General features: G+C 48.7%; 18 protein-coding genes and 1 riboswitch. Of the genes, 13 read left to right on the top strand and 5 right to left on the bottom strand.

Annotated features, from left to right (window positions below):
- Positions 1-87 precede the first annotated feature (87 nt).
- Positions 88-187, bottom strand: a riboswitch (cyclic di-GMP riboswitch).
- A gap of 275 nt (positions 188-462) precedes the next feature.
- Positions 463-1,431 carry a LacI family DNA-binding transcriptional regulator gene (locus EH198_RS07300; protein ID WP_124694898.1) on the bottom strand — a complete coding sequence of 323 codons (969 nt, stop codon included), beginning with the start codon at positions 1,429-1,431 and terminating at the stop codon, positions 463-465.
- Positions 1,432-1,545: 114 nt separating this feature from the next.
- On the opposite strand from EH198_RS07300, the gene EH198_RS07305 reads away from it, so the two are divergent.
- The 6 genes from EH198_RS07305 to EH198_RS07330 all read left to right on the top strand — a co-directional run bounded on the left by EH198_RS07305 (position 1,546) and on the right by EH198_RS07330 (position 8,435).
- Positions 1,546-2,961 carry a glycoside hydrolase family 1 protein gene (locus tag EH198_RS07305; protein WP_124694899.1) on the top strand — a complete coding sequence of 472 codons (1,416 nt, stop codon included), beginning with the start codon at positions 1,546-1,548 and terminating at the stop codon, positions 2,959-2,961.
- Between the two features lie 306 nt (positions 2,962-3,267).
- The gene (locus EH198_RS07310) at positions 3,268-3,636 is read left to right on the top strand and encodes a GntR family transcriptional regulator (RefSeq protein ID WP_124694900.1); all 369 of its coding nucleotides are present in this window, start codon (positions 3,268-3,270) and stop codon (positions 3,634-3,636) included.
- Positions 3,637-3,641: 5 nt separating this feature from the next.
- Positions 3,642-4,520, top strand: coding sequence for an ATP-binding cassette domain-containing protein (locus EH198_RS07315; RefSeq protein WP_124694901.1), 879 nt, complete (start codon positions 3,642-3,644; stop codon positions 4,518-4,520).
- Positions 4,513-5,193 (top strand): hypothetical protein, encoded by a 681-nt coding sequence (locus EH198_RS07320; RefSeq protein WP_124694902.1) that lies wholly within the window; start codon positions 4,513-4,515, stop codon positions 5,191-5,193. The genes EH198_RS07315 and EH198_RS07320 overlap by 8 nt, the downstream gene beginning before the upstream one ends.
- A 42-nt stretch (positions 5,194-5,235) precedes the next feature.
- Positions 5,236-7,731, top strand: coding sequence for an FtsX-like permease family protein (locus EH198_RS07325; RefSeq protein WP_124694903.1), 2,496 nt, complete (start codon positions 5,236-5,238; stop codon positions 7,729-7,731).
- Positions 7,732-7,754: 23 nt separating this feature from the next.
- On the top strand, positions 7,755-8,435 hold the full coding sequence (locus tag EH198_RS07330; RefSeq protein WP_124694904.1) for an ABC transporter ATP-binding protein: 681 nt from the start codon (positions 7,755-7,757) through the stop codon (positions 8,433-8,435).
- A 159-nt stretch (positions 8,436-8,594) separates the two neighbouring features.
- Here the strand turns inward: EH198_RS07330 and EH198_RS07335 are convergent, their stop codons facing one another.
- A complete protein-coding gene (locus tag EH198_RS07335; RefSeq protein ID WP_124695211.1) occupies positions 8,595-9,464 on the bottom strand; it encodes a helix-turn-helix domain-containing protein in 870 nt (289 codons plus the stop codon).
- 180 nt (positions 9,465-9,644) lie between these two features.
- Between EH198_RS07335 and EH198_RS07340 the strand changes: the two genes are divergently transcribed.
- The 6 genes from EH198_RS07340 (at position 9,645) to EH198_RS07360 (ending at position 15,911) form a co-directional block, all read left to right on the top strand.
- On the top strand, positions 9,645-10,949 hold the full coding sequence (locus tag EH198_RS07340; protein ID WP_246014138.1) for an ABC transporter substrate-binding protein: 1,305 nt from the start codon (positions 9,645-9,647) through the stop codon (positions 10,947-10,949).
- A 79-nt stretch (positions 10,950-11,028) separates the two neighbouring features.
- Positions 11,029-11,175 (top strand): hypothetical protein, encoded by a 147-nt coding sequence (locus tag EH198_RS24530; RefSeq protein WP_185702789.1) that lies wholly within the window; start codon positions 11,029-11,031, stop codon positions 11,173-11,175.
- Positions 11,172-12,047: a carbohydrate ABC transporter permease gene (locus EH198_RS07345; RefSeq protein WP_124694906.1), complete on the top strand. Its 876-nt coding sequence runs from the start codon at positions 11,172-11,174 to the stop codon at positions 12,045-12,047. The genes EH198_RS24530 and EH198_RS07345 overlap by 4 nt, the downstream gene beginning before the upstream one ends.
- 12 nt (positions 12,048-12,059) lie before the next feature.
- Positions 12,060-12,953 carry a carbohydrate ABC transporter permease gene (locus EH198_RS07350; RefSeq protein ID WP_246014139.1) on the top strand — a complete coding sequence of 298 codons (894 nt, stop codon included), beginning with the start codon at positions 12,060-12,062 and terminating at the stop codon, positions 12,951-12,953.
- 79 nt (positions 12,954-13,032) lie between these two features.
- Positions 13,033-14,385, top strand: coding sequence for a glycoside hydrolase family 172 protein (locus tag EH198_RS07355; RefSeq protein WP_124694907.1), 1,353 nt, complete (start codon positions 13,033-13,035; stop codon positions 14,383-14,385).
- A gap of 20 nt (positions 14,386-14,405) precedes the next feature.
- The gene (locus EH198_RS07360; protein ID WP_124694908.1) at positions 14,406-15,911 is read left to right on the top strand and encodes a glycoside hydrolase family 32 protein; all 1,506 of its coding nucleotides are present in this window, start codon (positions 14,406-14,408) and stop codon (positions 15,909-15,911) included.
- A gap of 126 nt (positions 15,912-16,037) precedes the next feature.
- Here the strand turns inward: EH198_RS07360 and EH198_RS07365 are convergent, their stop codons facing one another.
- The 3 genes from EH198_RS07365 to EH198_RS07375 all read right to left on the bottom strand — a co-directional run bounded on the left by EH198_RS07365 (position 16,038) and on the right by EH198_RS07375 (position 20,138).
- Complete coding sequence (locus EH198_RS07365; protein ID WP_124694909.1) at positions 16,038-17,489, bottom strand: alpha/beta hydrolase family protein; 1,452 nt, start codon at positions 17,487-17,489, stop codon at positions 16,038-16,040.
- A gap of 74 nt (positions 17,490-17,563) precedes the next feature.
- Positions 17,564-18,343, bottom strand: a complete 780-nt coding sequence (locus EH198_RS07370) for a response regulator transcription factor (protein ID WP_185702790.1) — start codon at positions 18,341-18,343, stop codon at positions 17,564-17,566.
- A complete protein-coding gene (locus EH198_RS07375) occupies positions 18,330-20,138 on the bottom strand; it encodes a cache domain-containing sensor histidine kinase (protein WP_124694911.1) in 1,809 nt (602 codons plus the stop codon). The genes EH198_RS07370 and EH198_RS07375 overlap by 14 nt, the downstream gene beginning before the upstream one ends.
- Positions 20,139-20,248: 110 nt before the next feature.
- On the opposite strand from EH198_RS07375, the gene EH198_RS07380 reads away from it, so the two are divergent.
- The gene (locus EH198_RS07380) at positions 20,249-21,598 is read left to right on the top strand and encodes an ABC transporter substrate-binding protein (RefSeq protein WP_124694912.1); all 1,350 of its coding nucleotides are present in this window, start codon (positions 20,249-20,251) and stop codon (positions 21,596-21,598) included.

The raw sequence follows: 21,598 nt of genomic DNA on the forward strand, positions 1-21,598 counted from the left end.
CGGCAGCAATCGTTCAAAAAGCTCTTCCCCCGGAATGCCAGGCTGCCGCGCTCCATAACGGGCGCAGCTTCAAGGACATTCTTTTTTTCCGGCAGCACGGCTGCCACCCTCGTTCTCCGAAAGTGGAGATGAAGAAGGCCCTATGGCTTTGCGTCCTTGCCTTTCGACAAGTTTGCCTTTGTCACAATGGGTGAAGCTGAATGGTGCAAAAGATGTAAAAATGGGACCACAGCGGCAGGCGACAAATCTATATAAAAACGCTGCGGCTGCATGGGCATTAGGGGAGAGAAAGGTGGGAGAAAAGGGCTGTTTTATGTAGGACGATGATAGCCGATACAACCTATAAAAAACCTGAACAGCGGTTCAATAGTAGTATCGGCCCAGTGAAGATGAATTGTTAGTCATAAAGCAAGGAATGGTCCTTTTTGACTGGTTAACATAATGCGTTGTGGGTATAAACGACTATGTAGTCTCCCGTTTCACCAGGCTGAACGAGAGCGGCTGCAGCTCCATGTTCCGCCCAAGCAGCGATGGAGCCAGCAGAAGAAAAGCGTTCTCCGCCTGGCCCGAAATTGGATTCCGGACGGTTGTGATTCCGAGGGTCCGCGACAACTCCGAATTGTCAAAACCGACGATTGCCAGATCCCTGGGCACGTCCAGTCTCTGTCTGCGCGCTTCGCTGAGAACGCCCGCCGCCACCAAATCATTGGAGCATAGAATCGCATCCGGCCGATCCGTTCTCTCCATCAGGGACTTCACCACCTGTTCGCCGTCACGGATGCTGTAAATAGAGGAGTAGTACCATTTCTCATTCACAGGAAGACTATACTTGGCCATGAGTTGCTCATAGGCCAGCCGTCTGCTCCGGGTATTGATGCTGCTGGGGCGGCCGAAAGCATTGGCGATACGTGTATAGCCCCGCTCAATCAAATGCTCCAGGGCGAGGGCATATCCGTCATATTGATTCATGGCGACCGACGGTATTTCCGGATGGTCCATGCGCTGCCACGACACGATCGACCCATATTTGCAGTAAGAAGATATGACATTCGTATCATTTACGGAGGTCAGAATGAGCAGGGCGTCGACTCTTTTTCTTTTGAGATCCTCGAAGGCCTGAAGCTCCTTTTGCTTATCCCCGCCGGTCGTATAAATAATCGTCTGAAACCCGTACCGGCCGGAGATTTCGACGAAGCCGTTCATAAAGCGCAGGATAAGCTCGCTTAGGTCCATGGTGATCATGCCGATTTGCTGGGTTTGGCCTTTGGATAGAGAAATAGCGTTCCGGTTGGGCACATAGTCCGTCTCTTCCATTATGGCGAGAATCTTCTCCCTGGTCTCGGGGCTGACATGAGGGGAGTGGTTCAGGACCCTGGACACCGTGGCTTTGGAAAAGCCCGACAGCTTGGCAATCTCGTCAAGAGTGGACATCGGCTGGTTCTCCTTTCGCATAAAAAATGCTTGACATGTAACGCGTTCCAAGGTTTAGGATGCGGGATATGGACGTTATCCTATACTATCACAATAACAAAGGCGGGAAGAAACATGAGTTTGCAATTTCCGGAAGGCTTTTTGTGGGGCGGCGCGGTTGCCGCGAACCAACTGGAGGGGGCGTATCAGGAAGACGGCAAAGGCTGGTCTACCCAGGACGTCATGCCGCATGGAATCAAGGCGCCTCCTACGGAAGTCCCTACCGATGATAACATGAAGCTGATCGGGATCGATTTTTATCACCGGTATAAAGAAGATATCAAGCTGTTTGCCGAAATGGGCTTCAAGGTGTTCCGGACGTCCATCGCCTGGTCCCGGATTTTCCCGAAAGGGGACGAGCTGGAGCCAAACGAACAAGGCCTGCGGTTCTACGACGACCTGTTCGACGAGTGTCATCGGTACGGCATCGAGCCGCTGGTCACCATCTCCCACTATGAGACGCCGCTGCACCTGGCAAGGGAATACGACGGTTGGGTCAACCGCAAGCTGGTTGATTTTTATACGCGCTATGCGAGAACGATTTTTACCCGGTACAAAAACAAGGTGAAATATTGGCTGACCTTTAACGAGATTAATTCCATTCTGGAATTCCCGTTTATGAGCGGCGGGATTAACACCCCGAAAGAGAAGCTTGGCAAGCAGGATCTGTATCAGGCGATTCATCATGAATTCGTGGCAAGCGCCCTCGCCGTGAAGATCGGGCATGAGATCAATCCGGATTTCCAAATCGGGTGCATGGTGCTCAGCATGCCGATTTATCCGCTCACACCGCATCCAGCCGATGTGATCAAGGCCATGGAGAGCGATCACGAAAATACGTTCTTTGCCGATGTCCATGCCAGAGGCTATTACCCGGGCTACATGAAGCGTTTCTTCAAAGAGAACGGCATTGACATTCATTTCGAGCCGGGAGACGAAGAGACCCTGAAGCATACCGTGGATTTCATTTCGTTCAGTTATTATATGAGCACCTGCGAAACGGCCGACCCGGAGAAACAGATCAGAGGAGAAGGCAATCTGCTGGGCGGGGTCCCGAATCCATATCTCGAAGCGAGCGATTGGGGCTGGCAGATCGACCCGCAGGGTCTCCGCTACATCATGAACGCGTACTACGACCGGTACCAGAAGCCGCTGTTTGTCGTGGAGAACGGTCTTGGCGCCGTCGACCGGCTTGTGACGGACGAGAGCGGCGACAAGACGGTGGAGGACGACTACCGGATCAATTATTTGCGGGATCACCTCGTTCAAGTCGCGGAAGCTGTTGCGGACGGCGTTGAAGTCATGGGGTATACGAGCTGGGGCTGCATCGACCTGGTCAGCGCAACAAGCGCCGAATTGAAGAAACGCTACGGCTTCATCTATGTGGACCGCCATGACGACGGTTCGGGCACGCTCGCGAGATACCGCAAGAAGTCGTTCCACTGGTACAAGGAAGTGATTGAGACCAACGGGCAGAGCCTGTTCAAATAAGAACTCCTACGGGTGGCTGTGCAATTTTTTTTGCATACTTGCTTTCATAGATAAGTCGCAGTAAGGGTCAACAAAAGATACCGGAAGAGTCCGGCAAAAGTATTTGGATACAGCCTGGTTCTTTCTCCTCCGTATAGCCCATGCAGGAACATGAGAACAAGACTATGATGGCTTACTCATCATAGTCTGGCCCGGGGGCAATCCATGTTTTTTCAAAAAAATCCCTGAAAAAAATTGACAAGGAAAAATTTGTGTTATATGGTTAGTTACATAAGTAACTAACCAGCTGAGTGAAGGGTGATCTAATTGAAGGCTAGCTTTGATGAAGGGCAGCCGATTTTTCAGCAGATCGCTGAAATGATTGAGGATGGAATCCTTAACGGAACGTATGAAGAGGATGGGCAGATTATGTCAACAACGCAGTTTTCCAATGTGTACCATATAAATCCGGCGACTGCTGTTAAAGGAATAAACTTGCTTGTTGATAATGAGATTCTCTACAAAAAAAGAGGGCTAGGAATGTTTGTTGCGCCGGGAGCCAAGGCGAAAATTTTAAGCAAGAGAAGAAAAACATTTTATCATGATTATGTTATGAAGCTCTTGATAGAGGCTGACAAAATTCATCTAACAACTGAAGATATTATTGACATGATTAATAATGGGCTAAAGGAGTAACCTCAATGGCGATTGTATTGGAATCCAAGAAGCTGGTTAAAACTTATGGGAATTTACACGCTATTCGAAATGTTGATTTATTGTTCAAAGACAATATAATCTATGGTTTGCTCGGGCCAAATGGAGCAGGCAAAACAACGCTGATGGATATGCTCAGCGGCGGACTGTTTCCGAGTGACGGTACGATCAAGGTTCAAGAAGAGGTCTTAAAAAAGGGCGATACACCGAAGGGCATGTGTTATGTAAGGGAGAAAAACATTCATTTTCCCCGTTTAAAGGTATCAGAAATATTGAGAGTGGCGTCTCCCTTTTATGAGAATTGGGACTGGGCGTTTACCAAAGAATTGCTGCAGCTGTTCGATGTGAATCCCAATAAAAAAATAAGCCAATTATCTAGAGGCGCGCAGTCGCTAGTCGGAAATATAATCGGACTAGCAAGCAGGGCCCCGATTACTTTGTTCGATGAACCTGTGCTCGGCTTGGATGTCATTATGAGAGAACAATTTTATAATGTGCTGTTAAGGGATTATGCAGATCATCCGCGTACAATAATATTATCAACCCACTTATTGGATGAAATTTCTAAAATTGTTGAAGAAATTTATATCCTTCATACAGGAAGCATACTGCTGAACGAGTCTATGGAAGTTATTCGGAGCAAAGCCCATATTGTATCAGGCAAGCCTGCTGCGCTTAAAGATTTCTTAAGCAATAAGAACATATTGAACATAGAAAATTACGGAAACATAGAAGTCGCTAGTGTATTTGATGAAATCAGTGACACAGAGAAGAGGGATTCCCAGAAACTAGACATTTCTATTGCAGGAATGTCACTTCAGAAGCTATTTACCGATCTGGTAGAAGGGGTGAGGAAACATGACTAGAGTTCGGGGCGTTGTAAACGGCGCATATTCCTTGTTGAAGCCGTACTTATTCATTATTATTGGATTGGAGGGACTCCACTTTCTGATCAACTCTATTTTGGGCATGAGCGGGCTTAATCAAAATCCTGAAGTGTCGGCAGGCAATATTGCGACATCCTTCCTCATTGTTATGGCTATCATATTACCCCTTATCTTATTCAAACGAATTCTGAATCTGGGAGCATCTCGCAAGGAATATTATATAGGTAGCATAGTTACTTATCTCCTATTCACAGCCGTCTTCTCTTTTTTTAATATAATATGGTACTTATTTGAAATTAATATATTTATTAACTACAAAAACTACTTTAATATTATTGAAATTCTTAATTGGAATCAACATGGGAAATGGGGCATGTTCGTATACCAGTTCGCGACCTATTTACTCGCTATTTCGTTTTTCAGCTTCATTGTCACTTCTCTTAAGAGCAAGCTCGGAATTGTTCTCAGCTTGATTATAGCGGGAGTGTTGTCCTCCGTTTTGTCCATTAAAGCGCTGAGAACCGTTTTTGTAGAGGGTCTGACGGCTGTCATTATGAATCCGAACATCGTTGTGGGAACACTGTTAACTTTAGTTGTTGCGGGCTTCTTTTTTGCAATGGGATGGTATTTTATTTCAAAAAAAGAAATATAATCATGGTTTATTCGAAAGAAAAATGGCTGTGGGGAGCGAATTATGAATATTATTGCTAGAAGTATTATCAAAAATATTGCTGAAAGAAAATTTCGAACAGGTCTAATTATATTTTCTATCTTGATTTCCACTGCGCTCTTCTTTTCCTCTATTACGATTTCGAATGCGTTGACCCATGTATATACACAGAAGCTGGAAAATGCGCAAGGCAATGCAGATATTGTAATTAAGAATGGGGATAATACTACCTCGTTCTTCTCGGCAGATAAGGCTGAGAAATTGAGCAACAGCACAACCTATATCATCGGGGAAATCCAGAGCCCGGCCATATTTATAACAAAGGATAATAACATAAACTGGTTTAACCTGCATGGGTTGGAGGAGAATGAGCTTGAAAAACTGAACCCCATTACGTACGTAGACAAACAAAATGACCAGCCCTTCGAGGGGAATCAGATCATTGTCAGCCAGGGGATGGTTGATAAATTTAAGCTCAGCATAGGCGATGCTCTTTATTTGGAGGTTAACGGCAAAAAGCAATCCTTCCATATTTACGGAATTTCTTATCCGGTGGGTTATTTTATGGATGAGTCCCAGTTCTACTCGGCGATCGTGCCGAAACAAACGCTCAGTCAAATATATCAGGCAAATGGTCTGGTTAATTATGTGAATATTAAACTTGCGGACGTCAATGATAAGTCGGCAGCCATTACGGAGCTGTCAGGTGTGTATAAGAATCAAATGGTGAAAGATCCTGTATCTCCAGAGGATATTAAAAGTCAAACTAGCGTTCTAAGTACCGCGTTGATGGTGATGGTTGTCGTAGTCACGTTTATGAGCATATTCATTATATATACATGCTTTAAAGTTCTGACGATTGAGCGGCTGCCAATGGTAGGAACTTTTAGAAGCATAGGAGCGACAAAGAAAGTCATTCATTTATTACTCATTGCGGAAAGTCTGTTTTATGGCGTGATTGGTGCAGTATTAGGCAGTGCTTTCGGTGTTGTCATTCTTTACTATATTACGTCCATGACTACTCCAAGCTATATTAAGCAGTCCCAAATGATGATTCAGTTCTCGCCAGTACATATAGTTGCAGCCTCCCTATTTGCTATTGTGTTGTGCTTGGGAAGCTCGCTCATGCCTATTCTTAAAACATCAAAAATTCCTCTTAAAGAAGTTATATTAAGCCTTACCGAGTTAAAGGATTTAGGGAAAACAAAGAAATTCATTATGGGCCTTGTCTTTATTGCAATGATTGTGATATTCGCGCCAATGGTCACCGGCCAATTAGCCGTAGCGGTTGTAGGTGTCAGCGTTATATTAGCAGGAGTGGCAGTAACGCTGGTAGTTCCTTTCTTGACTGAACTTGCTGCTGCAATTCTTGAGAAGCTTTATGCTCTCATCTTCGGCAATGTAGGGCCGCTCGCGTTGAAGAACATTAGAGGCAATAGCAATATGATGAATACGATATCGTTAATCGCAATTGGCATCACTTCGATTATGTTTGTTAATACGGCGAGCAATAGCGTCTTGACAGCAACTACAAATTTGTATTCAGAAAGTTCCACCTTTGATATTAAGATGGCCGCCGCCGGAGCGGATCAACAACTTGTGAACGATATTCGGAAAGTGGATGGGGTACAAGACGTATATGCGAATTATGAAGCGAAAAATGTAAAAGTAGTTGATAAGAACGGAGATATTCTTGCCATAGACAGTGTGGATTCCGCCCGGCACCTTGATTTTTGGAAAATAGATATGGATGGCGATCTCAAGGGACAGTTAAAAAAGCTGGATAACGAGCGCAATATTTTGCTTGCCGTGCAGGTAAAAGAAAGGCTCGGCGTAAAAGACGGGGATACAATTACGCTGGCATTTCCTAAGGGAAATAAAGAATATAAAGTTCAAGGCAGCTTCAACACGCTGATGTATACGGGCAATTATGCATTGATTTCCGAGAAGTATATGAAACAGGATTTGGGTGCGACAACGTATTCGAACATTTATATTAAAACAAATCAAAATCCAAGTACGGTTTCTAAACATTTGGAACGGAAGTTTTTCTCTGATCGACCTCAAATTGTAACGGTGAAAGACTGGCAGCAGGGAAACGTCAAGAGCAACAAGCAGATATTTAATATATTAAAAGGCTTTGCGTTTCTCTCTATGCTGATCGGCATTGTTGGTGTGTTCAATAATCTGGTTATCAATCTTATCCAGAGAAGACGAAATCTAGCGATGCTTCGTTCAATCGGCATGAGCAAGGTTCAGACCGTTAAAATGATATTTATTGAATCGTTAACACTTGGTTTAATGGGTGGCGTGTTTGGATGCTTAGGAGGCTATCTGCTAATATGGCTTCTCCCGTACATTTATAAAGCGGTATTCATTCCACCGGTATATATTTTCTATCCGATTAGCCAAGTGTGGCTATATTTCCTGGCATCGGTGTGCATCGCAATCGTGGCTTCCATCAGCCCAATGAATAAATCATCTAAGTTAAACATTATTAATGTAATTAAATACGAATAGGTGATAAAGAAGGGGAGAGCGCAATGAGTATTATCGTTGAAACTAAAAATGTATCTAAAAGTTATGAAATGGGAGGTATCTCGACTGAAATTTTGAAAAACGTGAATCTTCAAATCAATAAGGGTGAATTCATTAGTATTATGGGCTCCTCCGGGTCTGGAAAAAGTACATTATTGTATTTAATAGGCGGCTTAGACAAACCGAGCGCAGGTAGAATCGAGATACTTGGCAAGGAAATTTCCGTTATGAAAGACAAGGATGAAAGCATTATGAGAAGGCGGGACATCGGATTTGTGTTTCAATTTTATAATTTAATCCCAAATCTGAGTGTGGAAGAAAATATTATGCTACCCATGCTGCTGGATGGAAAGCCTAAAAGCAGCTATCGGGACAAGTTGGATGGCATTATCGAAATTGTCGGCCTGTCGGAAAGACGAAAACATACACCAAGGGAACTGTCCGGTGGACAGCAGCAAAGAGTGGCAATTGCTCGGGCATTAATCAATGGGCCTGAACTCATTCTGGCCGACGAACCGATAGGCAATCTTGACAGCACAACCGGCATGGAGATTATGGAACTGTTCAGAAAAATCAACAAAGAACGTGGCAAAACCATTATTCAAGTGACGCACTCTCAAGAAGCAACCGTGTACGGCAACCGTATCATTCGTTTGAAAGATGGAGTTTTGCAGAAAGAGGCGTAAGTGGAGCATGGTGTACCTTTAGGTCGCTTATCTCGACCGTGCCGAAATGTTTGAAGGTATGCAGTAGGATTGGGATTCTTTTTTGAATAAATAATTTGATGAGCCGTCATTTCAAAATCAAACATCATTCCTTAACATAACAGAGAACAGCAAGGAGTGTTAGCTTTTCCGGCGGTAATAAGAAGGACTCTTGCCTTCGACGGTTTTGAAAAAGCGGCTGAACGCGTGAATGCTGGAAAACCCCATGTTCTCGGCGATGATGGTCAGCGGGTCGGCGGTGAACTGGATCATATGCCTCGCGGCGTGGGCGCGCATGAGCTGGTGGTACTGAATGGGACTCATGCCGAAAGCCTGCTGAAACAGGCGGACCAGATAGTGCTTGCTGATTCCGGACATTTTTGCGATTTCATCCAGACTGACTTTGCGGTTCGTATTATGCATCAGATATTGTTTAATGTGCATCAGGGAATGCATATTAGTCTCGACATGGGAGTTGAGGCTCCAGTAACTTTCGCGGAGCAGCTGAATCCACAGCTGAATGAATAAGCCTTTGACCTTGAACTCGTAGTACGGCATTTTCGTTTCGTATTCGTAGATGATGTCCAGCAGCATTTTTTCAATGAGCACCGGATTCTTCAGCCGGAGATGGCTGGATAAGGGGACGGGCATCTCATCGATAATATCCGGCCGGAAATAGGCCAATTCCTCGGGTTCAATCTCTTCGATCGGCCGAAACGACACCTTTACCTTCTCGCTGTCTTCCGTATAGAAGAAGTCGAAATGGATATGGGGCTGGCGGAGGCGCTGTTTGCCGACCTTTTTAATTTTATGCCGCTGCTTCGGCCGGAACAGAAAAATATCGCCGCGAACGCCTTCATAAACCGCATCCTCGATCGTCACGATCACCTTGCCCTCCATAATGTACAGCAGCTCATAATCGAACAATTGCCTCTCTTTTATAACCCAGGAATCTTCCACAATATTATCCATGGCTACACGGATGTAAGGCGAAATCTGGTGCAGGATCATGATAATCAAGCCCTCCCCTCTCTAAATGAAAGCGTATCACAAAAGCAATAAATGTTAAATAAAAAATAAGCTATGCTAAATACGCAGCCTAAAAATAGGGTTACGATAAAGGTGTACTTCAAAGGCAGAAGCAATATTTGCCATCTTGAAGAATTCGATACAGAGGGGGACATGCGAGCTATGAAGAAAAGATTTCTGATTGTTCTGATGGCATGTTTGTTGATTCTCGGTTTGGCAGCCTGCGGAAGCAATAGCACTCCCAAAAATGAAAACGCTTCATCAAAGGCGGGTCCGGTCACTTTATCTATTGCCATGCACGTAGCCAACGTCAAGGATCAAGAGCCTTATATGTACGGGATCATTCAAAAGTTCCAGGAGAAATACCCCGATATCAAGATCGATCTTACGGGAGCGGAAACTCAGGAGCATGTCAAGAAAATGAAAATGATGTCCCAGTCGGGGAACCTTCCCGATATTTTCTGGATGCTGCCGGCTCCGGCCAAGGAAATGAACCAGGCGGGATTGCTGCTGGATTTGACCGATTTCCTGAAGAGCAATCCCGATATTGCTTCAAGCATTGATTCCCAAATGGTAAGCGACTACCAGGATGGGGGCAAGCAGTTCGGGCTGCCGTATCAGGCGCTCGTGACGGGATTATGGTACAACCAGGCATTGTTTGATCAATACAAAGTCAAAGTGCCGGAAACGTATGAGGAGCTGCTGGCGGCGGCGAAAGTGTTCAAAGCCAATAACATCGTTACCATTGCAAAGGGCTCGAAGGATACGTTCAGTACATGGGCTTTTCTCGGCATGCTGACCCGGTACGGATTCTTTGACAAAATCGCCGACATCGAGAGCGGCAAAGAGAAATTCAACAATCCCGACTTTTTGAAGCTGTTCAACAAGATTGACGAGCTTCGGGTGAACGGGGCTTTCCCGGAAAATGTCTCGACGCTGTCCTACTTCCAGGCGGTCGAAATGTTCACCGGCGGCAAGGCTGCCATGCTGGATGCCGGCGTATGGGAGACGAAGAAGATTGAAGGCAGCCCGATCGGCAAAACAGCCGGCTTCTCCTGGGGCCCGACCTTCTCCGACGGAGTAGGCAACCAGAAGATTGCCATGGCTGTCGCCGCGGCTCCGCTGGTCGCAAGCGCCAAAGTGAAAGATGACCCGGCCAAGTATGACGCGGTTCAGAAGTTTTTCGCCTACTTCTACAGCCAGGAAGGCGCGGCGGTAATGGCCGAGAACGAGGCGCCGCCGGTCGTGAAGTATACGGGAACCGTGGACAAGGCGAAATATCCGGTATATGCGGAAGTGATCAGCAAGCTGAATGAGCCGGGCTGGGAACGGGCGAAGGCGCAGCCCGATCTCGTGGTAAGTGAGGCGGTGGCCAATCAGCTTAACGACAGCATTTACGGCGTCATCAACGGCATTTACAAGCCGGAACAAGCGCTGGATCTGATTGACGAGAAAGTCGCGAAGTAATTGGATAAGCACAGGCTGCTGCCGGCGCTCCGGCGTCCGGCGGCAGCCGATACCCAACCCGGGAAAGGCGGTTGATGTCATGATTGGAAGCTTTGCTCTGGGCGCGCTGATCCTTCTGCTGATTGTCTCTGCCAGTTCGGTCCGGTCCGAAGCCATTTCAGAGTATAACGGCAAACCGGATACGGGAAGCGGAGCAACATCTGTCGGATGGGGGGAAAAGAAATGATCTGGCTTAGTAAACGAAGAACGATTTTTTTCATGCTGATCCCTACAATGATTGTCTATCTGGGTTACATCATCATGCCCGTGCTCATTTCCTTCTACTACAGCCTGACCGAATATACGGGCATAGGCGCGGCGAAATTTATCGGCCTGGATAATTTCAGCAGGCTCTGGCACGATTCCCTGTTCTGGATTTCGCTAAAGAACACAATGATTGTTCTAGCAGTCTCCTTGCTGCTGCTTCTGCCGGGAGCTTTCCTGCTCGCCCTGCTGCTCAATGTCAAGGTGAGAGGGGGCAACGCCGTCAAAGCGCTGAATTTTGCGCCAAGCATTGTCGCTCCGATCCTGGTGGGCCTGATCTGGGTGTTCATTCTCGACCCGCAGATGGGGCTGATCAACGTTATTTTGACCAAGCTGGGTCTCGGGCAGTTCGCCCTGTCCTGGATTGGCGGGAAGACCTTGACCCCGTATTCGATCGGCATTGTGTTTACCTGGCAGATGATCGGCTTTCTGGCAACGATCTTTCTGGCCGGACTCAAGATGATACCAAGGGACGTCTACGAATCCAGTTCCATGGACGGGGCGAACAAGATTCAGCAGATGTTCCGGATTACCATTCCGATGATGAACGAGACGGTCAAGATTAATGTCGTCCTTATTATTACGGGTGTGTTCAAAATCTTTGAAACCGTGCTGCTGCTGACAAATGGAGGCCCGAATCATTTATCTGAGGTCATGGTTACCTACATGTACAATATCACCTTTACCTCGGGCGAATACGGTTACGGCATGGCCATTGCCACGGTTACCTTTCTGCTGACCCTGGTCTTTTCCCTGATCTATATGACCCTGAGCAGAAAGAGCATTGAGGAATAGGGGTGGAGTTCAATGAGTTATGTATCAGGTACCGCAACAGGCTCCGCTGTAAAAGAGGCGAAAGTGATGAAGAAGGGCCGTATGAATGGAAGTGCCGGCATGAACCTGCTCGCCTATCTCGTCACCCTTATCGTTTTGCTTCCTTTTCTGTGGATGCTTCTGTTGTCATTCAAAACAAACAGCGACATTCTGAACAATCCGTTCAGTCTGCCCAAAACGCTGAGCTTTGACAATTACGAGCGGGCGTTTACGACGCTGAATATGGGGCTGCTGTATAAAAATACGTTCATCATCGCCGTCATCACCATCGTGATTGAAGTGTTGATTACGTTTATGAGCTCCTATGCTTTGACTCGGATGGTGTTCCGCTCCGAACGCTTGAGAAATTCCTTGACCGCGTTCCTGCTGGCGGGGTTAGCCATACCGGCGTTCATCCTGCTGTTCCCGGTGTACCGGCTGACCTTGTCCTTCGGGCTGCTCAACACGTATGCTTCGCTGATCATTCCCTATATCGCGACTTCAATTTCCTTCAATACGCTGCTCTTCACAGGCTTTCTCCGCGGATTTCCGAGAGAGGTGGAGGAAGCGGCAGTTATCGACGGCTGCGGTCTCCTTACACTGGGCAGGTCTGTCGTATTCCCGATTATTATCCCGGTGGTCGCCACGGTGTTCATTTTCAATATGCTGTATATCTGGAACGAGTTCCCGTTTGCGGTCACCTTAATCAGCGATGAAACGATGACCACGATCTCGCTTGGCATTTCCCAGTTCAAAGGCCGCTTTAACATTGATTACGGCGGCATCATTGCGGCGAGCACGCTGCTCATTATCCCGCAGCTGGTATTCTTCGCCGTCTTTCAAAGATTCATTATCGAAGGCATGACGGCCGGGGCCGTAAAGGGGTAAACAAGTACCTGCTGGCAACCTATCGGCAACAACTCTTTTATATAGAAAAAATTATTTCACGCTAAAGGAGAGATTACGCATGCATACTCAATCGTTGAATTTGCTCGGTCAATTGACCCAGGTGAAGGAGGTCCGCTCGGCTCGCGTATCCAGCTGGGATCAGGACGGACGAAATCAAGATTATTGGATGATTCCGGCCGGCGGCTCCGTCGTGCTTGGCGATATGGAAGGACCGGGCAGCATCAATCATATCTGGATGACCTCGTTCTGCCGCCGGGTACACGGGCCAAGCGTAATGAATCCCGAGTGGGGCGGCAATATCGCGCCTGTTAACGAAATCCATAACGCGCTCGGCGTGACCTGGGAATCGGCCGATCCGGCCTGGTACCGCAAGGTGCTGATCCGAATGACCTGGGACGATGAGTCCCATCCAAGCGTGCTTGTACCGTATGGCGATTTCTTCTGCATCGGCCATTCCATGCCCGGCAACTTCGCTTCCCTTCCGTTCACCGTTTCGGTGAAACCGGAGGAGCAGTTCAAATTCGGCGGCGTGGCTTCGGTCAACTGCTATCTGCCGATGCCTTTCAACAAACGGGCCAAAATCGAGATCATTAATGAAAATGATGTGCCGTTCGGCTTGTACTTCCATATCGATTACGAGCTGTACAAGCAGCCGCTTGGCGATGATACCGCTTATTTTCATGCGCAGTGGCGCCGCGAGAATCCTTGCGACGGCTGGGGGCCGAATCTTCAGGTGAATACACCGGAAGTTAACCAGGTGGCCAATCTGGACGGCGAAGGAAATTACGTCATTCTGGAGGCGGAAGGCAAAGGCCACTATATCGGCTGCAACCTCTCGGTCACCCATTTCCAGGGCAGCTGGTGGGGCGAGGGGGACGATATGATTTTCATCGACGGAGAGAAGCTGCCGAGCATTGTCGGCACGGGCGCTGAGGATTATTTCAACCATGCCTGGGGGATGCAAAAGAATGCGTTCCCGTTCCACGGCTCCATTGTGCATGAGAGCGACGTTCCGGGCTATCAGGTCTCCTACCGGTTTCATATCACCGACCCGGTGCATTTCTCGGAGAGCCTCAAAGTAACAATCGAGCACGGTCATGCCAACCACCTGTCCGACGACTGGTCGTCGACCGCATACTGGTACCAGACCCTGCCGTCCAAGCCGTTCGGCATTCTGCCTGTGGAAGAGCGGATTCAGCGGATGCCGCAATTCCCTAGCCCGGGGCCGCTTAAGCCGGCCGCTCTGAACGAAGAGATGGAAGAATCCTTCAGACTGGCTGCAGAACGGATGGACGGCTATGCCAAAGGGCGAGAAGAGCAGGTTCAAATTAAAACGGACCGGGTGTCCTGGCATTCGGAAGGCAATATCATGCAAAGCAAAAGCGTGCGTGATTCGTTCTTGTCCAAATAAGAGAGGGTGGAGGGATACTAGTGGAGCTACCAACTCAAGGAGCGTTGCTGCACCGGGAAGCGTTGTTAAAGGCGGAACAGTCCATTTCCAGGATCAAGGACACCGTCGGTAAGGACCCGGGACGGCTGAAATATCATTTTATGGCGCCAGCATTTTGGATTAACGATCCGAACGGCCTGATTTTTTACAAGGGCGAATATCATTTGTTCTACCAGCATTATCCGTATGCGGCCAAATGGGGCGCCATGCACTGGGGCCACGCCAAAAGCAAGGATCTCGTCCACTGGGAGCATCTGCCGATCGCGCTCGCCCCAAGCGAGCCTTATGATCTGCATGATCGGGGGGGCGTCTTTTCGGGCAGCGCGGTTGACGACAACGGCGTTTTGTCCGTTCTCTATACGGGGACAGTCATTAAAGACGGCGTTCTGATCCAGTCCCAGTGCCTGGCCACCAGCCAGGACGGGATCACCTTCGAGAAGTATGAAGGCAACCCGGTCATTCCCGGTCCGCCGGAGGACGGCTCCGCCGATTTCCGCGATCCGAAAGTTTGGAAGCATGACGGAACGTGGTACATGGTCGTTGGCTCCGGTAAAGACGGAATAGGGAAGGCTTTGCTCTACAAATCTCCGGATCTTCGCGGATGGAACTACGCAGGCGTTCTGGCCGAAAGCGACGGAACGATGGGGACGATGTGGGAGTGCCCGGATTTCTTCCCTCTGGATGGACGCTATGTGCTGCTGTTCTCGCCGATGGGCATGGGAGAACGCAAAACCATCTATCTGGTCGGGGACATGGATTATGAAACCGGCCGGTTCACCTGGGACACGATGGGCGATGTGGATCTCGGCTTTGAATACTACGCTCCGCAGTCTTTCTTGGACGGCCAGGGCAGACGGATCATCATCGCCTGGCTGAACGCTTGGGACTGGATGCCGTGGTTCAAGGACTTCGGGCCGACGGCTGTCAATCACTGGTGCGGCGCCATGTCGGCCCCGCGTACCGTGGAGCTGGACGGCGATGGCCGGCTGAAATTCACGCCAGTGAAGGAATTGGAGGTTCTCCGCAGAGAGCATTACCATATAGAGCAGACCGCAGTCACACCGGAAGTTTCGGTGATCCCGAAATATGTGGGCAGCGACTGCCTGGAGATTAAGGTGGAGTTCGAAATGTTCGGCTGCACGGCCGAAGAAATCGGGTTCGTGCTGAGGGGTTCCGAGGACGGTGCGCAGCAGACGCTGCTCGTCTATAATACGAAGACCGGCGAGCTGCGCTTTGACCGCACCGGCTCCGACGGCTGGAGCGAGGGCGTCCGGTCGGCTGTTCTGGAGAGAACGGGGGAAGAGCCGCTAAGAATTCATATTTTTGTCGATACCTGTGTAGTAGAGGTTTATACCGATAATTACCGGACCTCCATGACCAATAATATCTATCCGGAGCCCGCCAGCATTGCGCTGGAAGTCTTCGCAAGCGGCGGCAGCGCGAATATCGCGTCGCTGGATATCTGGAAGCTGCGGTCGGCGTGGTAAGTCATCGTACCCGAATGCCAATGATTGGCACTTGATTACATGAGCGAAAGCAGCCCGCTTTTCCTAACAGGAAAGCGGGCTGCTTGTGCTCTTGCCGGCGCATCGCGCTCAAAAACATGGCAAACCTTACAGCGTCTGAAAATCAATCTCCGGATCATCCGCATGAGGTCCGTTGATGAGTTCGCCCGCGCCCCCCTTTAAATATTTATCGAAGAAATCCAGAACGTACCGGTTCACAAGATAAGCCCCTCTGTCCCCGTCAATGCTGCCGGTCATACCCATATATTTGATTAACGGCGAATAGAATTGCAGATCTGTAAAATTAAAATGGGCCGTTCCCTTGATATGAATGCTTTTGCCTCCGCGTTCGACAACATGGCGGGCAATCTGCGTCTCTTTGGCGAACCTTTCCCGGATTTCCTCAGGAACCGCAGGATCGTCTAGGGCTTCAATTATGTTCGCGGAAGCATCGGACTGTAAGAACATAAACGGCTTGTTCAATTGGTCCCGGTCCAATTCAAGCAGCGACCCATCCATGTTAATCCCGGCTTTGATTTTGTCGATCGTATAGGCTGCGTTATAGGCGGTTGCCCCGCCGAACGAATGGCCCATAATGCCAACGTTGTCCAAATCGATTTTGCCCTTAAAATCACTTTCCACCCGTCCCGCATTCAGCGAATCTAATTGATTCAGCACAAATTCCACATCCTGAGTCCATATCTCTCCGATAGCGGGGGCTTTATCATAGATATCCTCGGCAGAGAGTTCCGTTTTAAATCCTGTTATTCGGCCGTCCGAAAATGCCGTTGCCGCCGTACTGTACGTATGGTCGATAGCGGCTACGATATACCCGTGGCTTGCCAGATTTTCGGCTTGCGAGGCATGAAGCATTCGGCTGGTGCCCAGGCCGTGGCTGATGATAACCAAGGGGTAAGGTTTGAGGGACGGGAGGACGGGCGCATCATGAAAGGAATGGCTGCGCGCATACTTCCAGTAATCCAGGGCAAACGCAGGCAGATGAAGCCCTTCGGCAAAAGCTGAGATGTAATTGTGAAAAATTTGCGGGTCCTGGGGAAAAAGAAACTGCGGCGGGCCGTCCGTCTTTTCCGCCGGATACCATACTTGTACTACGAGCTCGCGTTTATCTCCCGGATCGGTTGTGAGCGTCTCCTCGCGGTTCCCGTCGATCCAATCAAAGGTAGCCGTCCCAACCGCATCGGCTCCGTCCGGCTTGGGCAAATCAATGACCGGCAGAGCTGCAGCCAGAACGGTGGAGAGTATAACCAGCACGCTTAGCGCAAGGCCGTTTATATACCGGAGAACACGCCGTTTTTTCACCGCTGGAACCGGTCTGAATAGTCTAAGCAGAATGCTTCCCAGCAGGATGAGAGTGACGAAATAAAGGGGAACCAGCTGCCACCGGTAGCCTTCCAGAAGCAGCTGCAGCACCGGAATCGTGAGCAATCCGGCGCCAATCAGCATATTCGTTGTTTTGCGGGGGGAGGTTGGCTTGGCAAAAACAAAATAGAACAACACCAACAAATCAAGCGCCGCCAGGGTCATTTCCAACATACGCATTGCATAATCTCCTCAATTCATCTGGTTTGCCATCATCATATCGAATCAAGGTTAATTCTGCGGGCAGGTAATGTTTAAAATTGGGTTAAATCTTTGGCCTGACGGCTCTTGTTTATATATTCTCTCCGGTATTCGCGCGGAGGCATGCCAAAGCATTTGGTAAACACCTTTGCAAAATATTTAGTGTCCGGATACCCTATGCTTTCGCATATTTCATATTGCTTCAGCTCGGGGTTTTTCAGCAGCAGGCACGCCTTTTCCATACGGAGTCCTGTGAGATAATTGACGAACGTCTCTCCGGTCACCGCTTTAAATACTTGTCCGAAATAATGGGGGGTAAGATGGACCTCCTCCGCCGTTCTTTTTAACGAAAGAGGCTTGTCCAGATTTGTTTTCATATAGGTAATGGCTCGTTCCACAATGGCTTCGTGATACGTTTTGGGAGACTCGGCATCGCCTGATTCTTCTCCCTTTTTTGTTTCCGTGTCCAGAAGGCTGTCTACAATGGAGAATAGCTCATCGGTATCAATCGGCTTGGTTACATATCCTTTTGCCTGATACCGCAGGGCGGTGCAGGCATAGGTGAACTCCTCGTACCCGCTGATGAGAATGACGCTGATCCCCGGCTTGGTTTCATAAAGACGCTGCAGCAGCTCCAGACCGCTCATGTCCGGCATATGGATATCTGTCAGGATCATATCCAGGTCTCCCTGCTCCACCCACTGCAAGGCTTCTCTTCCGCTGGAAGCCGTGCCGACCACCTCTATGTTCCGCTCTTTCCACTCCTCCATCGAGCGCAAGCTGTCAGAGATCATCCATTCATCGTCCACGATCAACAGTTTAATTGTTCTCATTGCCGAACCTCCTAGGCAGTTTAATGGTAACATTCATGCCCTGCTGGGGAGCGCTGTCCACGGACAGCCCGTACGTCTCTCCAAAGTGGAGACGGATTCGCGACTGAACGTTAAGGATCCCCACTTTTTGTCCATACTTGGTGAGATTCTCTGAGTGATACTCCAGGTTGTGGCGCAGCTCTTTCAGCGCTGCCTTATCCAGGCCTACGCCATAATCTCTCACCTGCAGATAGACGGCATCCTGCTCCAGCCAGCCTTTGATCTCAATGCGTCCGCTGACCTCTTCACTTGCAATGGGGTCCAACCCGTGCAGAACGGCGTTCTCCACGATCGGTTGAATAATCCATTTCACCGTAAATAAGCTTCGGATCTCTTCGTCGATATCGATTGAATATTGAATAGGCTTTTTCAGGCGGATTTGGTGCAGTTCCAGGTAGCAGGCCGCGTATTCCAGCTCTCTCCAGATCGGAATCATCGTATCGAACGTACTGATCGACGCCCTCAGCAGCTTGCCTAAGAGAACGATCATCTTACTGATCTGCGGCTCTTTCCGCTTACGCGCCAAACTGTTGATAGACTCCAGTGTGTTGTATAGGAAATGCGGGTTGATCTGGGACTGCAGCGCGGTTACCTCGGCGTCACGCTTTTTGCTTTGTTCTTCATAAACGAGCTGAATCAACTCCTTGATCTTCTCCACCATATGGTTAAATCCAAGTCCCAGCTGGCCGATCTCGTCCTTTCGCTTCAGCTTAAACAGAGAATAAAACTCTCCCCGGCCCACCTTTCCCATCAGGTACTGCAAATAGCGGATCGGGCCGGATATGCGATGGGATAAGTAAAAGGAGACCAGCAGACAAAAGGCGATGCTCGGCAAAATGATCCAATAGACCGAATTGCGGATACGGTGGATGGGCTCATACAGCTTGTCTTCCTGAAAATAGCCCGTTAATATCAGACCCGTTTCATCGTTTGTCCGGGTAACCAGCCGATACACGTCGCCGTTAAGGTCGGTGATCCGTTCCGCCATATTTAAGTTCTTGAGCTCTTCCGGACGGAACAGCCCGGTATCTTGGGGATATAACAATTGACCGCTTGAGTTGGTGATCAGCAGGCCGATTTCCGTTTCTCCAGGGACGTTATGCGAAAGGGAGGAGCTTTGGAACAAGCTTGCCAGCACATCGCGCTTAAAATCGATAATCAGCAGGCCTTTGGCTTTCAAATCCCTGCTGAACACCTGCTGCACGTAAGAAAACACCTGCTCTTGCGCTTCTTGGTTACTGTACGGCCGATCGTGCAGGGGGGTCAGCCTGTGCTCTATGGATAACGGAGGCAGCTGCGGAATCCAGTTAAAGTGGTAGAAGCCGCTGTGCTCGCGATTCAAAGAATAACCGTAGGTATAGACATAGCCTTGCTCGTTTACCAGAGTGATCCCCGCGTTTTCAGGCCGGATGACATGAATGCCGGTGAACACTTGATCGAGCGGGAGAAAGGAACGCAGATAGTTATCGTAATCCTTGTTTTTTAGAAAGTCAGAGACCGCCGGGCTTGTATTTGAAATCTCGCCCATTCGTATCAAGTCGTTGAGATAAAAGGTGAGTACCTTGGAATGCTGATCTAACACGGAGGAGGCATCCTTATCTAATTTCCGGGTCAGTAAATCGGAGACATTGCTGTAGGTCAGAAGCCCCGCCAACGTCAAAGGAACGATCGACAACAGCAGAAAGCAGATTAAAAGTTTAAAAAAAATCGAGTGGATGAAGGTTACTGCTGCCGGTCTTCCTTTCAAGGGTTCCACTTTTTCGCCCCCTTTTCCCACGATTTGAACTATTGTTTAAAATCTAAAATATTTTAAAATTTAGATAAGACGACGGCCGTCAACAAAACTAACATCAGGGAGTGAATTCCATGCTAATTAGCAACCTTAAAAAATTTGTAGCGACTGCCTCCGTTTCTTTACTCTTGGTAGCCGGGTGTTCTTCTCCCACGGGCTCAAGCTCCAATGCCCCGGCGGAGAACAAAGAGCCGGCCGCAGCTGCAGCAGCAGATAATAAGCAATTAAGCCTGCTGATCCCTAACTTTTACAACGATACGGAAAAGCATCAATGGGAAAGTGTAGTGAACAAATTCAAAGAATTAAACCCTGGTGTTGAAGTGACTTTGTCTAATGGTGATGTTAACACAGAGTCAGGAAAATTGACAACAACTCTGCAATCAGGTGTTACTCCTCCTGACGCTATCCTCATGAATGCAGGACCGGGCCGTGTCAGTATTTTGTCGGATGTGGGCCTGATTAAGCCGCTCGATGACTGGTATGCGAAGAACAGCTGGAAAGACAAGCTTCAGCCGTTTGCTTATCAAATGGCGGCAGTCAACGATACAATCTATGAATTGCCCCATACCGTCGATGCGATTGAGGTCTATTACAATAAAGATATTTTTGAAAAATATGCCATTCCGGTTCCCCAAACGGGCGACGAGTTTGTAGCAACGATGAAAAAGCTGAAGGATAACGGGGTCACCCCGCTGAATACGGCGGCCCGTACTTCGTTTACCGTTGGCGGCCTGTTCTCCAATATTATGGAATCCGTTGCAGGCAGAGATGCCGTGGAAGCACTGCTTTATGGAGAGAAACAATGGACCGACCCGGAGTTTGTCAAAGCGGGGGAAATGCTGGCGGACTGGGCCAAGCAGGGATACATCGGGAAGGAATCCATGTCTCTTAATCTCGCCGACCTTCAGCTATCCTTCCTGGACAAGAAGGTGGCAATGATGATCTCGCCTACCCACCTCATTTCCACGATCGTAGACAAGCAGGAGGAAGACAGTGTAGGAGCGTTCACGATGCCATCCTTTATCGGCGGGGAGAAGACAGATCCGACAGGCGGTCTAGGTTACACCTGGGTTGTTCCGTCAAAAGCCGCTCACCCCGAGCAAGCCGAAAACTGGCTGAATTTCATTGTCTCTGAAGATTATGCCAACGTCGTATTGAGTGATCCGTCCTACAATCTGATTCCTACTTCCCAAGCGGCATTGAACGTCAAGCCGGCGGGTGCGCTGCTGACGAGTGCGATTCAGTCTATTGAGGCGAGATCAGGCTACAACCCGAGCGTATTCATCGGAAGTGAAGCTAAAGAGGCCTACTACCAAAACCTGGTCGGACTTGTCGGAGGGTTAGTGAAGCCGCAGGAAGCGATGGGGAGAATAGCTGAAGGCGTCAAGAAGGATCAGGAGGCCGGTTACCAATTAACTAGATAG

The organism is Paenibacillus rhizophilus (assembly GCF_003854965.1).
In the GTDB taxonomy this organism is placed as follows: domain Bacteria; phylum Bacillota; class Bacilli; order Paenibacillales; family Paenibacillaceae; genus Paenibacillus_AQ; species Paenibacillus_AQ rhizophilus.

What these genes read in the sequence shown, in the direction of transcription:
- EH198_RS07315 (WP_124694901.1), top strand. Translation starts at nt 3,642, where the DNA reads ATGGCGATTGTATTGGAATCCAAGAAGCTGGTTAAAACTTATGGGAAT.
- EH198_RS07335 (WP_124695211.1), bottom strand. Translation starts at nt 9,464, where the DNA reads ATGATCCTGCACCAGATTTCGCCTTACATCCGTGTAGCCATGGATAAT.
- EH198_RS07345 (WP_124694906.1), top strand. Translation starts at nt 11,172, where the DNA reads ATGATCTGGCTTAGTAAACGAAGAACGATTTTTTTCATGCTGATCCCT.
- EH198_RS07380 (WP_124694912.1), top strand. Translation starts at nt 20,249, where the DNA reads ATGCTAATTAGCAACCTTAAAAAATTTGTAGCGACTGCCTCCGTTTCT.
- EH198_RS07355 (WP_124694907.1), top strand. Translation starts at nt 13,033, where the DNA reads ATGCATACTCAATCGTTGAATTTGCTCGGTCAATTGACCCAGGTGAAG.
- EH198_RS07325 (WP_124694903.1), top strand. Translation starts at nt 5,236, where the DNA reads ATGAATATTATTGCTAGAAGTATTATCAAAAATATTGCTGAAAGAAAA.
- EH198_RS07330 (WP_124694904.1), top strand. Translation starts at nt 7,755, where the DNA reads ATGAGTATTATCGTTGAAACTAAAAATGTATCTAAAAGTTATGAAATG.
- EH198_RS07340 (WP_246014138.1), top strand. Translation starts at nt 9,645, where the DNA reads ATGAAGAAAAGATTTCTGATTGTTCTGATGGCATGTTTGTTGATTCTC.
- EH198_RS07365 (WP_124694909.1), bottom strand. Translation starts at nt 17,489, where the DNA reads ATGCGTATGTTGGAAATGACCCTGGCGGCGCTTGATTTGTTGGTGTTG.
- EH198_RS07350 (WP_246014139.1), top strand. Translation starts at nt 12,060, where the DNA reads ATGAGTTATGTATCAGGTACCGCAACAGGCTCCGCTGTAAAAGAGGCG.
- EH198_RS07320 (WP_124694902.1), top strand. Translation starts at nt 4,513, where the DNA reads ATGACTAGAGTTCGGGGCGTTGTAAACGGCGCATATTCCTTGTTGAAG.
- EH198_RS07300 (WP_124694898.1), bottom strand. Translation starts at nt 1,431, where the DNA reads ATGTCCACTCTTGACGAGATTGCCAAGCTGTCGGGCTTTTCCAAAGCC.
- EH198_RS07305 (WP_124694899.1), top strand. Translation starts at nt 1,546, where the DNA reads ATGAGTTTGCAATTTCCGGAAGGCTTTTTGTGGGGCGGCGCGGTTGCC.
- EH198_RS24530 (WP_185702789.1), top strand. Translation starts at nt 11,029, where the DNA reads ATGATTGGAAGCTTTGCTCTGGGCGCGCTGATCCTTCTGCTGATTGTC.
- EH198_RS07370 (WP_185702790.1), bottom strand. Translation starts at nt 18,343, where the DNA reads ATGAGAACAATTAAACTGTTGATCGTGGACGATGAATGGATGATCTCT.